The 14,443-nt window shown below is 42.5% G+C and carries 13 protein-coding genes, 2 rRNA genes and 1 riboswitch; all 15 genes read right to left on the reverse strand.

Annotated features, from left to right (window positions below; all coding sequences use genetic code 11):
* Positions 1-365 precede the first annotated feature (365 nt).
* A complete protein-coding gene (gene purD, locus FHY45_RS18590; RefSeq protein WP_139892772.1) occupies positions 366-1,637 on the reverse strand; it encodes a phosphoribosylamine--glycine ligase in 1,272 nt (423 codons plus the stop codon).
* 19 nt (positions 1,638-1,656) lie between these two features.
* On the reverse strand, positions 1,657-3,189 hold the full coding sequence (gene purH, locus FHY45_RS18595; protein WP_139892758.1) for a bifunctional phosphoribosylaminoimidazolecarboxamide formyltransferase/IMP cyclohydrolase: 1,533 nt from the start codon (positions 3,187-3,189) through the stop codon (positions 1,657-1,659).
* Positions 3,186-3,767, reverse strand: coding sequence for a phosphoribosylglycinamide formyltransferase (gene purN / locus FHY45_RS18600; protein WP_066108508.1), 582 nt, complete (start codon positions 3,765-3,767; stop codon positions 3,186-3,188). Before purN ends, purH begins: the two co-directional genes overlap by 4 nt.
* Positions 3,768-3,835: 68 nt before the next feature.
* Positions 3,836-4,861, reverse strand: coding sequence for a phosphoribosylformylglycinamidine cyclo-ligase (gene purM / locus FHY45_RS18605; RefSeq protein WP_139892759.1), 1,026 nt, complete (start codon positions 4,859-4,861; stop codon positions 3,836-3,838).
* A 42-nt stretch (positions 4,862-4,903) separates the two neighbouring features.
* Positions 4,904-6,322 carry an amidophosphoribosyltransferase gene (gene purF, locus FHY45_RS18610; protein WP_139892760.1) on the reverse strand — a complete coding sequence of 473 codons (1,419 nt, stop codon included), beginning with the start codon at positions 6,320-6,322 and terminating at the stop codon, positions 4,904-4,906.
* Positions 6,298-8,532: a phosphoribosylformylglycinamidine synthase subunit PurL gene (gene purL / locus FHY45_RS18615; protein WP_139892761.1), complete on the reverse strand. Its 2,235-nt coding sequence runs from the start codon at positions 8,530-8,532 to the stop codon at positions 6,298-6,300. The genes purF and purL overlap by 25 nt, the downstream gene beginning before the upstream one ends.
* Positions 8,516-9,199, reverse strand: coding sequence for a phosphoribosylformylglycinamidine synthase subunit PurQ (purQ, locus tag FHY45_RS18620; RefSeq protein ID WP_066108516.1), 684 nt, complete (start codon positions 9,197-9,199; stop codon positions 8,516-8,518). The genes purL and purQ overlap by 17 nt, the downstream gene beginning before the upstream one ends.
* Complete coding sequence (gene purS / locus FHY45_RS18625) at positions 9,196-9,450, reverse strand: phosphoribosylformylglycinamidine synthase subunit PurS (protein WP_066108519.1); 255 nt, start codon at positions 9,448-9,450, stop codon at positions 9,196-9,198. The genes purQ and purS overlap by 4 nt, the downstream gene beginning before the upstream one ends.
* Positions 9,443-10,168, reverse strand: coding sequence for a phosphoribosylaminoimidazolesuccinocarboxamide synthase (purC, locus tag FHY45_RS18630; protein WP_306821563.1), 726 nt, complete (start codon positions 10,166-10,168; stop codon positions 9,443-9,445). The genes purS and purC overlap by 8 nt, the downstream gene beginning before the upstream one ends.
* 100 nt (positions 10,169-10,268) lie before the next feature.
* The gene (gene purB, locus FHY45_RS18635) at positions 10,269-11,561 is read right to left on the reverse strand and encodes an adenylosuccinate lyase (RefSeq protein ID WP_066108525.1); all 1,293 of its coding nucleotides are present in this window, start codon (positions 11,559-11,561) and stop codon (positions 10,269-10,271) included.
* A complete protein-coding gene (gene purK / locus FHY45_RS18640) occupies positions 11,561-12,736 on the reverse strand; it encodes a 5-(carboxyamino)imidazole ribonucleotide synthase (protein ID WP_066108528.1) in 1,176 nt (391 codons plus the stop codon). Before purK ends, purB begins: the two co-directional genes overlap by 1 nt.
* Positions 12,723-13,214 carry a 5-(carboxyamino)imidazole ribonucleotide mutase gene (purE, locus tag FHY45_RS18645; protein ID WP_066108529.1) on the reverse strand — a complete coding sequence of 164 codons (492 nt, stop codon included), beginning with the start codon at positions 13,212-13,214 and terminating at the stop codon, positions 12,723-12,725. Before purE ends, purK begins: the two co-directional genes overlap by 14 nt.
* Positions 13,215-13,338: 124 nt before the next feature.
* Positions 13,339-13,442, reverse strand: a riboswitch (purine riboswitch).
* Between the two features lie 92 nt (positions 13,443-13,534).
* Positions 13,535-13,735, reverse strand: coding sequence for an NETI motif-containing protein (locus FHY45_RS18650; RefSeq protein ID WP_066108532.1), 201 nt, complete (start codon positions 13,733-13,735; stop codon positions 13,535-13,537).
* 437 nt (positions 13,736-14,172) lie between these two features.
* Positions 14,173-14,289, reverse strand: a 5S ribosomal RNA gene (gene rrf / locus FHY45_RS18655).
* A gap of 70 nt (positions 14,290-14,359) precedes the next feature.
* A 23S ribosomal RNA gene (locus tag FHY45_RS18660) occupies positions 14,360-14,443 on the reverse strand; the annotation flags it as partial.

Consider the following 14,443-nt stretch of genomic DNA (forward strand, 5'->3'; position numbering starts at 1 on the left):
TTTTAAAGGTATATGAGCGAATTTATTAAACTATTGAGCGATTTTAAAAATAAATGAGCGAAAACAAAGATTATTGAGCGATTTTAGAGGATTTATGAGCGAATTTCAGAGAATAGAGCGAATTATACTGTGATTGAGCGATATTAATAGATTTTACGCGAATTCCCTTCTGATTTGTTGAAGTTTGTTTGAAGCGATTTAAAATTTATCTTATTACTAAACATAAAGTGATTGGATCACTTTTTGCCAACGTTAACCATGCTCCTCTGCATACCTTTTTGGCATATGAAAAAGGCCGACCTCTTCAGGTCGACCAGTAGCCAATTTAATGTTCCTTGCATTACTAACTAGCTAATAAACAGCCTCTAACCGTTATATTTTTCAATAGCACGCTCTCCAATATCATGGCGATAATAGAGACCATTACATTGAATTCCCTCTAGCTCCCGATAAGCCTTTTTCTGGGCAATCTCCAGTGTTTTACCGAGTGCAGTTAGTAAGAGGACTCTTCCTCCATTTGTCAAAAACTCACCCAGTTCATTTTTATTTGTCCCTGCGTGATAAATATGTGTATCGATATCAACATACTTTAAGCCTTTTATAATACTGCCATTTTCATACTCACCTGGGTAGCCATTAGCTGCCATGACGACTCCAAGGGCGCTTTCTTCAGACCATTCCAAATCCATATCGACAGAATTCAGAACGTTTTCAACCACATCCATAAAATCTGACTTTAACCTTGGTAGGATGACCTGTGTTTCCGGGTCACCAAATCGGGCATTAAACTCAATCACCTTTGGACCCTCAGCAGTAGCGATTAATCCGGCATAAAGGACCCCGGTGAATGATTTACCCTCTTTCACCATTGCCTTTGCTGTCGGTATCAGAATTTTCGCTAACGCCTGGCTAACCATGTCTTGACTGATGTGCGGAACAGGAGAGTAAGCTCCCATTCCACCTGTGTTCGGACCTTTATCACCATCAAAAGCACGTTTATGATCCTGAGCAATTTCCATCGGATAGACCTTTTCTCCATTTACAAAAGCCATAAAGGAGAACTCCTCCCCAATCAAAAATTCCTCAATCACAACTTTTTTAGAAGACTCTCCAAACCTTTGATTGAGCAGCATTTCTTTCAAGGCACTGAGCGCATCCCCTTCCGTCATTGCGACGACTACACCCTTGCCTGCTGCAAGACCATCCGCCTTAATAACAATTGGTGCACCCTTTTTCTTTACATATTGGACTGCCTTTTCATAATCCGTAAATGTTTCATATTCTGCTGTAGGAATATCATATTTTTTCAGCAAATCCTTCGTAAAAGACTTACTTCCTTCTATTATGGCGGCAGCTTTGGTGGGTCCGAATACGATTAGGTCATGGTCCAGAAATTCATCTACAATTCCGTTCACTAAAGGAGTTTCCGGACCTATAAATGTTAGTTCTATTTCATTTTCTTTCGCAAAATCAACTAATCTGGTATGATCTATCTCCTGGATATCCACAATCTCAGCAACATCTGCCATTCCGGGATTGCCTGGTGCTACAAATACTTTTGTAACGCGCTTGCTCTCAGCAAATTTTCTGGCCAATGCATGTTCGCGACCTCCACGCCCTATAACAAGTACTTTCATCATCTCGTGTCTCTCCCTCTTAATGTTTGAAATGCCGTACTCCGGTAGTAACCATCGCAATACCATACTCATCTGCTTTTTTTATAGAGTCCTCATCTCGCTTTGATCCGCCTGGCTGAATGATAGCGGTAATCCCGGCTCTGGCCGCGGCTTCCACTGTGTCATCCATTGGAAAGAATGCATCTGATGCGATAATGGCGCCTCTCGCTTTTTCACCAGCCTGTTCTAAGGCAATCTTCGCAGCGCCGATACGATTCATTTGACCAGCACCTACTCCCAGTGTCATTTGCTCATCTGTTACGATGATTGCATTTGATTTAACATGCTTTACGAGTTTCCATCCAAATTGAAGAGCTTTCCATTCAGCTTCAGTAGGTTCTCTTTTTGTAACAACCTGAAGCTCTGCATCCTGTATAGTTGCCTCATCTGACTCTTGGACAAGTAAACCGCCTGTAATGGAAGATAGTTTTTTCTCCCTTTTCTCTCTTCCCTCAAATTGAATAGTAAGTAAGCGAATATTTTTCTTAGATGTTAAGACCTCTAATGCCTCGTCAGTAAATGATGGGGCAATCACAATTTCCAAGAAAATTTCATGAAGCAGTTTCGCCGTTTCAGCATCTACTTCCCGATTTAACGCAACAATACCGCCAAAGATAGATGTAGGATCCGCTTCATATGCCTTTTGGAATGCTTCATAAATAGTGTCTCCAGTTCCTGCGCCGCAAGGATTCATATGCTTCACAGCAACAGCAGCCGGCTGTTCAAATTCCTTCACGATTTGCAGGGCAGCATCTGCATCATTGATATTGTTATAGGATAATTCCTTACCATGCAGCTGCCTGGCTGCTGCAATTGAAAAAGTAGAGCCAAGTGGTTTTGCATAAAACGCAGCTTTTTGATGAGGGTTTTCACCGTAGCGAAGTGGTTGCTTTAACGTGTATGTAACAGTATAGTTTTCAGGCTGATCCTCTTCTGCCAAATTTGTCATGTATTCAGCAATCAGGGCATCATAAGCCGCTGTATGGCGAAAAACCTTTGCCGCCAGCTTTCTTCTATCCAATAAGGAAAGTTCTCCATTACGGAAACCATTAAGTACTTTTCCATAGTCAGCAGGATCCACCACAACTGCTACAGACTCATGGTTTTTAGCAGAGGCCCTCAGCATTGCAGGACCGCCAATATCAATATTCTCGATTGCCTCTTCAACTGTCACGCCTGGTTTAGCAATCGTTTCTTGGAATGGATAAAGGTTCACACAAACTAGCTGAATAGGAGCAATCCCTTGTTCTTCAAGCTGAGCCATATGGGATTCACCGTTTTGTTTTCCAAGGAGACCCCCATGAATATAGGGATGTAAAGTTTTTACGCGCCCATCCATTATTTCCGGAAAACCTGTCACGTCACTGACGCTGATAACTGGAATACCATGATCCGACAATGTTTTTTTGGTTCCACCTGTGGAAATAATCTCAAAGCCCAGCTCCGTAACTCCTTTGGCGAATTCTACAATCCCCTCTTTGTTTGATACACTGATCAATGCCCGCTTTTTCATACTTTCTCCTCCTGTTCGTTGCTTAACTGCTCTATAATGCGTGGATATAGGTTATGCTCTACCTGCTGAATTTTCCTGTGGATCTCCTCCACGCTCTCCCCTTTATGTATCGAGACGGCTCTCTGTGCAATAATCGGTCCCGTATCCATGCCTTCATCTACATAATGAACCGTAACCCCCGTCACTTCGACGCCTGCTTCTATCGCCTGCAAAACGGCATTTTTTCCTGGAAAGGCTGGCAATAAAGAAGGATGAATATTAATAATGTGATTAGGATAGGCCCTTAACAGCACTGAGCCAATTAATCGCATATAGCCTGCCAAAATAATCATCTCGACTTCTTTCGCCTGCAACTCCTGTAAAATTTGCTGTTCATAATCCTCTTTCAAAGGAAAATCCTTTGGAGAAAAGGATAATACCGGAATATTTAACTTTTCCGCCCTATCTATACAGTAAGCACCTGGATGATCACAAATCAGCAATTCTATCGAGGCATACAATTTTCCTTTTTCCACCGCTTCTGCTATCGCTTGAAAGTTACTGCCATTACCTGATGCAAATATAGCAATTTTTTTCATAGCTTCTCCCTTAGTCTTATATGATTTCAACTTAATAAGCTACTAAATTGTCTTTGCCTTTTTGTAAATCAACGGAAATGCACGCCTTCTTTTTGAATCACCCGACCGATTCTTTTTGCGTCTTCCCCCAATTGATTCAGGGTACCAATTAGCTCACTCGCTTTTTCAGCCTGTACAGCTAGAACCATGCCAATCCCCATATTAAAAATCGAATACATGTCATCCTCTTCAAGTGATCCTTTATCCTTTATAAGGTTGAAAATCGGATTAATTTCCCATGTTCCTTTTTTAATTTCCGCCCCAAATCCATCCGGAAGCATGCGCGGTATATTTTCGATAAATCCTCCTCCGGTAATGTGGGCGATTCCATGAACTGAGCCGGACTTCAAAACTTCAAGGATGGGTTTTACATAAATCTTAGTTGGACGCAGTAATTCTTCTCCAAGCATACAATCCAACTCTTTGATAAATTGATCCAATTTCATTAACGATTCATCAAGTAATACCTTTCTCACTAGCGAAAACCCATTGCTATGAATCCCACTTGAAGGCAGCCCAATTAATACATCGCCATCTCGTACAAGGCTTCCATCAATCAGCTTCCTTTTTTCTGCCGCACCAACCGTAAAACCAGCCAGATCATATTCATCTACAGAATACATTCCAGGCATTTCAGCCGTTTCACCGCCAATTAAGGCACAGCCTGCCTGCTCACATCCATCCGCTATTCCTTTTACGATTGCCTCAATTTTTATCGGTTCTGCTTTTCCGCAAGCAATATAGTCAAGAAAATATAATGGTTCTGCACCTTGGGCAATAATATCATTTACACACATGGCAACGCAGTCAACACCAATTGTATCGTGCTTATCCATCATCATAGCGAGCAACAATTTAGTCCCGACTCCATCTGTTCCCGAAACGAGTACAGGCTCCTTAAGGGACAATGCCGACAAATCAAACATACCTCCGAACCCGCCCAAAGCACCGAGTACCTCTGGTCTTTGTGTACGGCTTACATGCTTTTTCATACGTGAGACGGATTCATAGCCTGCTTCAATATCCACTCCTGCACGTTTATATGCGTTCGCCAAAGTGACCATCCTTTCATACTTCCTGTCAATAATCTATTGCCGTTACTTTATTTTTTCATATGCCTGATCATCGGTGGCATAAATTTCAGTTGGATAGTTCCCCGTAAAGCATGCCATGCATTGACCTCGATACTCGCCACCAAAAGGCCTGCCAATTGCCTCAACCGTCCCCTCCACACTTAAAAAGGTCAGAGAATCTGCTCCGATCATCTCCCTGATTTCCTCAACCGAGTTAAACCCGGCAATCAGCTCTTCTTTGGACGATGTATCAATTCCATAAAAACAGGGATTTTTGATTGGAGGAGAGCTAATGCACACATGTACCTCTTTTGCGCCGGCTTCTTTAAGCATCGTCACAATCCTCCTGCTGGTCGTTCCCCTTACAATCGAATCATCCACCATGATGACCCTTTTGCCCTCGACCACACCGCGCACTGGGGCCAGCTTCATTTTCACCCCTTGCTCACGTAGAGATTGGGATGGCTGTATAAAGGTCCGTCCCACATATCGATTTTTAATTAACCCCATCTCATATGGAATCCCGCTTACTTCGGCATAACCGATAGCTGCCGATATACTTGAATCCGGTACACCTGTGACAACATCCGCTTCAATTTGCGCTTCAATAGCCAGTTGTTTCCCCAGGTTCTTCCTGGCCGTATGAACGTTAATACCATCTATATTGCTATCGGGTCTTGAAAAATAAATATACTCCATACTGCACATGGCTCTGCCCTGTGATTCAGCAAAATACTCTGATTGGATGCCGTCATCATTAATCGTCACCAGCTCTCCGGGCCGAACATCCCGAATATAATCAGCACCTATTAAATCGAAGGCACATGTCTCAGATGCAGCTACATATCCTTCACCGATTCGTCCGATGGAGACAGGACGCAATCCATGTGGGTCCACAGCAATCATCATTTCTGTTTCTGTCATGACCAGAAATGCATAGGCCCCTTGGACGAACGATAAAGCCTGCTTTATTCGCTTCTTAAAACAAGCTGAACCAGAGCGCCTAATTAAGTGGGCCAGGACCTCTGTATCCGAGGTTGTATGAAAAATGCTCCCATCTATTTCAAGCTGATTTTTTAATTGGGTTGCGTTTACCAAATTTCCATTATGAGCGAGAGCAAAACTACCGACAGTCTGAGAATTAAACAAAAATGGCTGAACATTTGCCACTCCGCCTCCTCCTGCTGTCGCATAGCGAACATGGCCGATTGCGCTCCGTCCCTTCATATCCTCAATGATCTTTTGATTGAAAACTTCATTCACAAGTCCTTCTGCTTTATGCGATTTCAATACTTGGCCATCTGTAACGACCATTCCCGCTCCTTCCTGTCCACGATGCTGCAGACTGTGTAAACCATAATAGGTTAGTTGAGATGCTTCAGTATGTCCCCAGATTCCAAACAATCCACATTCTTCATTTAGTCCACGGATTTCAGCAAGCATGGTATGGCTCCCTTCCAGGCTATCAGTAGTTGTTTTGCTTCAATATCAATAACTGTCTCTTCCTGGCCGGCATGAATAACGTATTTTTCTGTATCTGTTACAATACCTATTTGAACCGCTTCCGGAATAATTTCTTTGAAAGGTCCGACTTGTTCAGGCGATACAGTCACAAGGAAACGGGATTGTGATTCTGCAAACAACCGGGTGGCCAAATCCCCCTCTAAATTCACTTCAAAACCAAGGTTTTCTGCGCCAAACAATCCTTCTGCAAGTGCTATGGATAATCCTCCTTCTGCCAGGTCATGAGCTGACTTTATTACACCTGCCTGAATCGCTTTCAACAGCTTTTCCTGCCGGTCTTTTTCAACCTGAAGATTCAGATGGGGCGCTTTACCAAAAATCCGTCCATCATTCATGAATTTTTGCAGCTCACTACCGCCGAATTCAGCATATGTTTCTCCTATTAAGTAGATTAAATCTCCCTTTTCTTTGAAGGATTGAGTGGTGATATGCTTGAGATTATGAACAAGTCCAACCATGCCAACGACCGGTGTCGGGTAGATCGCTTCTCCATTTGTTTCGTTATACAAGGAAACATTCCCACCAATCACCGGTGTCCCTAGTACACGACATGCTCCACTTAATCCATCTGCCGCTTTTTCGAGCTGCCAGAAAATTTCAGGCTTCTCCGGATTCCCGAAGTTCAAACAGTCTGTAATCGCCAACGGTTCACCGCCTGAACAAATAATATTACGTGCTGCTTCAGCCACCGCAATTTGACCGCCTGTTTCCGGGTCTAAATAGAGATAGCGGGAATTGCAGTCTGTTGTCATCGCCAACGCTTTTTCCGTGCCGCGAATACGAACGACGGCTGCATCAGAACCTGGCCCTACAACCGTATTCGTGCGTACCATATAATCATACTGGTCATAAACCCATTCCTTACTCGCTATAGTCGGTTGTGCCAATAACGATAGCAGAGTTTCTGTATAGTTGTTGATGACAGGTACTTCATCTTCCATCGCTTGAAACTCTTGAAAATAATTAGGCTCTTTGGACGGTTTATAGTAAACTGGCGCCTCCTCAGCTAGTGCATCTGCTGGTACATTTGCCACCACTTCGCCTCTATATGTTAAGCGAATCATTTTATCTTCCGTTACAGTGCCCACATCGACCGCTTCAAGGCCATACTTTCCAAACAGCTCTTCGATTTCTTGCTCCCGTCCTTTTTTGGTTACAATCAGCATTCTCTCCTGTGATTCAGATAACATCATTTCATAAGGTGTCATTCCTGTTTCTCGCTGAGGAATCCTATCTAAATTCATTTCAATTCCGGATCCCGCTTTGGAGGCCATTTCTGCAGAGGAACTGATTAATCCAGCTGCGCCCATATCCTGTATTCCTACAAGTGCATCCGATTTTACAAGCTCCAGGCATGCTTCAAGTAAAAGCTTTTCCATGAATGGGTCCCCTACTTGTACGGCTGGCCGTTTGGAATCAGAATCATCTGTTAATTCCTCCGAGGCGAAGGTTGCTCCATGAATGCCATCACGACCTGTTTTTGCCCCGACATACATAACTGTATTTCCAACTCCATGCGCCTGACCCTTCTTAATATCCTCATGATTGATTAAGCCGACACACATCGCATTTACAAGAGGATTCCCCTCATAGGAAGGATTAAACTGAATCTCACCACCAACAGTTGGTATTCCGATACAGTTTCCATATCCGGCAATCCCAGCTACAATTTCCTCAAACAAATACTTCATCCGTGGAGTTGTTAATTCTCCAAAACGCAAGGAGTTCAGCATGGCAATCGGTCTAGCCCCCATGGAAAAGACATCGCGGATGATTCCACCCACGCCTGTGGCTGCACCTTGATATGGTTCGATTGCGGAGGGATGGTTATGGCTTTCAATTTTAAAAACAACCGCTTGCCCGTCACCAATATCCACAATACCCGCACCTTCTCCGGGCCCTTGCAGTACACGTTTACCTGTTGTTGGGAACTTCCTTAATACAGGCTTTGAGTTTTTATAGCTGCAATGCTCAGACCACATAACTGAAAACAAACCAGTTTCTGTATAGTTTGGCAAGTGCCCAAGAATTTTTTCTATCTTGGCAAACTCATCATCCGTCAATCCCATTGTGGCATAAATTCGTTCTTCTTTAATCATGGTTGGACTTGGCTCAAGCATTAACGACATTTGTTTCCCTCCAGTATTGAACAATCGATTTGAATAACTTGATTCCATCGGCACTGCCAAGTAAGGAGGAAACAGCCCTTTCCGGATGGGGCATCATCCCAAGAACATTGCCTTGCTTATTCATAATTCCCGCGATATCCTGATGACTGCCATTTGGATTTCTATCATACGTAAACAGAATTCGATTTTGTGTCTTTAACTGTTCCAGCGTCTCCTCATCACAATAGTAATTTCCCTCGCCATGAGCAATCGGGATAGTGATTTGTTCATTTTTGGTATAGGAGCTCGTAAAAGGAGTTTCGTTGTTCACAACATTCAACTTTTGCGGTCTGCAAATAAACTTCAAATCAGCATTACGCCGCATAGCTCCCGGCAGCAATCCCGCCTCCAGTAATACCTGGAATCCATTACACACACCGAGGATCGGAATACCATCCAATGCCGCTCTTTTCACAGCCTCCATAATGGGTGAAAATTGGGCAATTGCACCGCACCGTAAATAGTCACCATACGAAAACCCTCCAGGCAGCAGGATAGCATCAAAGCCTTCGAGACTCGTTTCCGTATGCCAAACATATTCCGCATCTTCTCCAACCTCATCACGAACGGCATGATACATATCAATATCACAATTGGATCCCGGAAAGACGATTACGGCGAATTTCACTGTCCGATTACCTCCTCTATGCTGTATCGATAATCTTCAATGACCGTATTGACTAACAATTTTTCGCACATATTGCGGACCGCCTCATCAACATCAGCAGTAGATTCAGAGAGTTCCAACTCCATATACTTGCCAATTCGCACATCCCGAACCTCCGGGAAATTCATGGCATTCAATGACTTTTGTACAGCAGTTCCCTGCGGATCCAATACACTTTCACGAAGAGTGACATAAACCTTTACTTTATACATGTTGAACGTCCTCCAGCTTAGCAAGAATTTTTTTATAGGCATCTGTTAAACTGCCGAGATTCCGGCGGAATATATCCTTATCCAACTTTTCATTTGTATGCGAATCCCAAAGACGGCAAGTATCCGGTGAAATTTCATCCGCAAGCAGGACATGGTCCTTCTCATCTTTGCCAAACTCAAGCTTAAAATCTATTAATCTGATGTCCATAGAAGCAAATAAGCTTCGCAACATTTCATTGATTTGCATAGACTGTTTTTTTAATATTTCGACTTCTCCAGCTGTAGCAAGGTCCAGGACGTTAATATGATCTTCTGTTAATAGCGGATCACCAAGCTTATCGTCTTTATAATAAAATTCCACAATCGGCCTTTTAAGAGGTGTTCCTTCCTCTACACCCAATCTTTTAGAAAAACTGCCGGCAGCAACATTGCGGACTACTACTTCTAAAGGAATAATGGTGACTCGTTTAACGAGCTGTTCTGTTTCTGATATTTTTTTAATAAAATGCGATTCAATACCCTTAAGGTGAAGCCATTCGAATAGCAGGCTCGTGATTTGGTTATTCAGATGTCCCTTCCCCTCAATCATTGCTTTCTTTTCCCCATTAAATGCAGTTGCTGAGTCCTTGTATCGGATTAGGACGATTTCCGGATTATCAGTTGCATAAATTTGCTTTGCCTTGCCTTCGTAAAGAAGTTCATTCTTCGCCAATTGGATATCCTCCTATATGGTAATAATCCTGATAAGCCAAACACGGATGGAATTAATGTAAAAGGGGCACCCCTCAACCTTTATTAAGTAGTGCCCCTCGTTAAAATTACAGCCCCATACGTTCAAAAATGAAATCTACATTTTTCAAATGATAATGGTAATCGAAGCAATCATCCAATTCTTCAGTAGACAGGTAGGCCGTAATTGTTTCATCCGCTTCTAGCAATTCACGGAATTGAATCTGTGTTTCCCATGCCTCCATCGCCTTAGGCTGAACGGTATCATACGCTTTTTCACGAGACAATCCTTTATCAATTAAAGCAAGCAATACACGCTGTGAATAAATCAGACCATAAGTGCGGTCCATATTACGCTTCATATTATCAGGGAACACCGTTAAGTTTTTCACGATATTACCGAAGCGGTTTAACATATAGTTCAATAAAATGGTCGCATCCGGGAGGATAATTCTTTCAGCAGAAGAATGTGAAATGTCCCGTTCATGCCAAAGTGAAACATTTTCATAGGCCGTCATCATGTGGCCGCGAATCACACGGGCCAACCCAGTCATATTCTCCGAACCGATTGGATTGCGTTTATGCGGCATAGCGGAAGAACCCTTCTGCCCCTTCGCAAAAAATTCCTCTACTTCACGTGTCTCACTCTTTTGCAAACCACGAATTTCAGTTGCAAATTTTTCAATAGAAGTCGCAATCAATGCTAATGTAGACATGTATTGTGCATGTCGGTCGCGCTGTAGGGTTTGGGTAGAGATTGGAGAAGGTTTGATCCCAAGATTTTCACACACAAACTTTTCTACAAATGGATCAATGTTCGCATATGTTCCAACAGCACCGGAGATTTTACCATACTCTACTGTATCTGCAGCTTCTTTTAGTCTTTTTAGATTCCGCTTCATTTCTTCATACCATAATGCCATTTTCAAACCAAATGTCGTTGGTTCAGCATGGACGCCATGAGTACGTCCCATCATAACCGTATATTTATGCTCCTTCGCTTTTTCTGCCAAAATTGTAATAAACCGCTCCACATCAGCGATTAAAATATCATTGGCCTGCTTGAGCAAATAAGATAAAGCCGTATCGACTACATCTGTAGAAGTCAGACCATAATGAACCCATTTCCGTTCTTCTCCCAGCGATTCTGAAACGGCACGCGTAAAGGCAACCACATCATGTCTGGTTTCTTCTTCAATTTCTTTGATACGATTCACATCAAAGGAAGCACGCTCTCTCATTACTTTTACATCCTCTTTAGGGATTGCACCAAGCTCTGCCCAGGCTTCACAAGCCAAAATTTCTACTTCGAGCCATGCTTGAAAACGATTCTCCTCTGTCCAAATCTTTCCCATTTCCGGTCTTGTATAACGTTCAATCATTATTTCATATCCACCTTTTCTTTTTTGTCTCCTGTTTGTTCAGTCCATATATTTGATTGATTAAGCATCTCTAATATTTCCATCGGATGCTCTCCTAAGACTGTAATATGCCCCATTTTTCTATCTTTCTTCGCTTCACGCTTCCCATAAATATGTACTTTCCAATCAGGCTCATTCCCTAAAGCCTTTATAACCGGTTCTAAATGCTGACCCAAAACATTGACCATTACCGCACTGGAATGTAATTCAGTATGACCAAGCGGCCAATTACACACCGCTCTTATATGTTGCTCAAATTGAGAGGTTTCACAAGCCTCAATCGAAAAATGTCCGGAATTATGAGGTCTCGGCGCTAATTCATTCACCAAAATATCATCCTGGTCGAGCAGGAACATTTCAACGGCTAATGTACCAACCACCTGTAATGATTCTGCCAATTGTACAGCCGATCCGATTGCATGGATTTGGGTGTTTTCATTGATTCTCGCCGGGACAATCGATTGATGCAAAATATTATTGACGTGAATATTCTCTGCAACAGGAAACACCCGTATGGAACCATCCAATTTTCGAGTTACTATCACTGAAATTTCCTTTTGAAACGGTATAAAACTCTCCAAAACACAAACTCCATGGCTCAGCAATTCAGAGCCTTTGGCTAAATCTCCTTTATCCCGTATAACAAGCTGTCCTTTTCCATCATAACCACCTCGCGCTGTTTTCAAGACAGAAGGATAGCCAAGTTTAGAAATAGCTTGACGAAGATCCTCAAAACTTGCAATGACCTCGAACGGGACAACTTTGACACCTGATTTCTCAATCGCCTGTTTTTCAAGAACCCGATCCTGCGTAATTCTTAATATATCCGTACCCTGCGGAATATATGGATTACCCGTTAGTTGATCTAACGCATCAGCATCAATATTTTCAAATTCAAATGTGAGTACATCACTTATCTTTGCCAAGCGCTGCAGAGCCTCTACATCATTAAATGGGGCCGTGATTTCCATATCCGCAATTTGGCCGCAAGGACTGTTGGGCGTTGGATCAAGCACAGCTATCTTAAAACCTAAATTTCTGGCTGCCAATGCCAGCATTCGCCCCAACTGACCGCCACCTATTATCCCAATCGTCTGGCCAGGTAAAATAACTGGTGCCTGCTTACTCAAGTTCATCACAACTTTCAATTGATTGTCTTTGAATTTTTAATCTATATTGTTCAAGTTCTTCAGCCAATTCTTGCTCGAAGGTCCCTAATATCTGTACTGCTAAAAGACCTGCATTTTTTGCACCGGCTTTGCCAATCGCCATCGTTGCTACAGGAACACCACCCGGCATTTGAACAATAGACAGCAAAGAATCCAAACCGTTTAGAGCGTGGGATTGCACAGGCACACCAATTACAGGCAAAGTAGTTTTGGCTGCTACCATCCCAGGTAAATGGGCTGCTCCGCCTGCACCGGCTATAATCACTTTTATTCCACGACTTCGCGCGCTTTGGGCATATTCAAACATTAAATCAGGCGTTCTATGAGCTGAAATTACTTTTTTCTCATAAGCCACCTTAAAATCATCCAGAATAGTACATACATGCTTCATCGTTTCCCAGTCTGATATGCTTCCCATGATTACTCCAACCTTAAGGTCATTCATCATTTTCGCCTCCAAATAAAAAAGCTGCATGAACACACTTTCAAAAAAGAGAAAGCAGTCCACACAGCTTATATGCTATGCCAAACCGAGCACTTAGGACAAGTACTATGCCCTCACATATAAGGTGAGGTCCGCTTTCTCTCATAGTCCAAAAATTTATTCGGTCTTTGGGTAGAAACTTGCAGGCCATATCCCCGCTATTATATGAGAGAATTATTTATTTTAATGCTTATTGTTCGTACCTATCTTACCAATAGGGCTAATTGTATGTCAACTAAAAACCGAACACTTCTGTTATTTAATGCAATATCGTTCGGTTTTCAATCAATTGATTTGCCTTCAAAAATAATCTGGCGTGCAACCGGAATATATTCTATCTGATCGCCATTCTTCACTTCCTTAAAAATTGGTTTCTCCATACGTCTTACGGGAAAGTATCCTTCCTTTTTCATACGCTCCAAGCATTCATCAATGCTTTCATTCTCCTGCAATTCAAACTTTTGTTTCTTTGGCTTAGCCAATCGACCCTCGTCCTTTCTGTTACTTACTCTACTAGTAGTGTATCCCATTTAGTACTCTTTTCGGAAGTTTTGTTACAGAATTTTATGTGACTGGTGTAAGCGTGGACTGGCAAAAGTTTTCTTCTTTATGGATAGGAATTTCAGTTTAACACTGTGCCGTCTCACACCTATTCTCCAGCAAAAACACATCAAAGTATGTACGGTAAGACGTATATAAGTGATGTCAGAATCTGAGCTGAAATGTGCTTAATATGAATTGTCATGGGTAGATATAACAATTTTAAAAAGCTTGGCTTTCCCTCAGATTTTACTCATCTTTGTCCCATTTTTTCAACTTATGTCTTCTTTCCAGCCTACTAATCATGCTGATAACTCAACCTCAATCCCAAAAACCGCACAAAAAAACCAGCTCATCAACTGAACTGGTTTCTTAAATTGCCCGGCAACGTCCTACTCTCACAGGGACTCGCGTCCCAACTACCATCGGCGCTGAAGAGCTTAACTTCCGTGTTCGGAATGGGAACGGGTGTGGCCTCTTCGCCATCATTACCGGACTATTTGGTTAGAAAGAAATCATTCTTTCAAAACTGGATAATGTAAGTTTGGCAAGTATGCTTGATTCATTTGGTTAAGTCCTCGAACGATTAGTATCCGTCAGCTCCATGTGTCACCACACTTCCACCTCGGACCTATCAACCTGATCATCTT

This window comes from Bacillus sp. D386 (assembly GCF_006346415.1).

Coding starts and splice junctions, on each gene's coding strand:
- purE (WP_066108529.1), bottom strand. CDS start 13,214: ATGAATGACCTTAAGGTTGGAGTAATCATGGGAAGCATATCAGACTGG.
- purF (WP_139892760.1), bottom strand. CDS start 6,322: ATGCTTGCTGAAATCCGTGGACTAAATGAAGAATGTGGATTGTTTGGA.
- purK (WP_066108528.1), bottom strand. CDS start 12,736: ATGAACTTGAGTAAGCAGGCACCAGTTATTTTACCTGGCCAGACGATT.
- purL (WP_139892761.1), bottom strand. CDS start 8,532: ATGTCGTTAATGCTTGAGCCAAGTCCAACCATGATTAAAGAAGAACGA.
- purD (WP_139892772.1), bottom strand. CDS start 1,637: ATGAAAGTACTTGTTATAGGGCGTGGAGGTCGCGAACATGCATTGGCC.
- purN (WP_066108508.1), bottom strand. CDS start 3,767: ATGAAAAAAATTGCTATATTTGCATCAGGTAATGGCAGTAACTTTCAA.
- purB (WP_066108525.1), bottom strand. CDS start 11,561: ATGATTGAACGTTATACAAGACCGGAAATGGGAAAGATTTGGACAGAG.
- purS (WP_066108519.1), bottom strand. CDS start 9,450: ATGTATAAAGTAAAGGTTTATGTCACTCTTCGTGAAAGTGTATTGGAT.
- purH (WP_139892758.1), bottom strand. CDS start 3,189: ATGAAAAAGCGGGCATTGATCAGTGTATCAAACAAAGAGGGGATTGTA.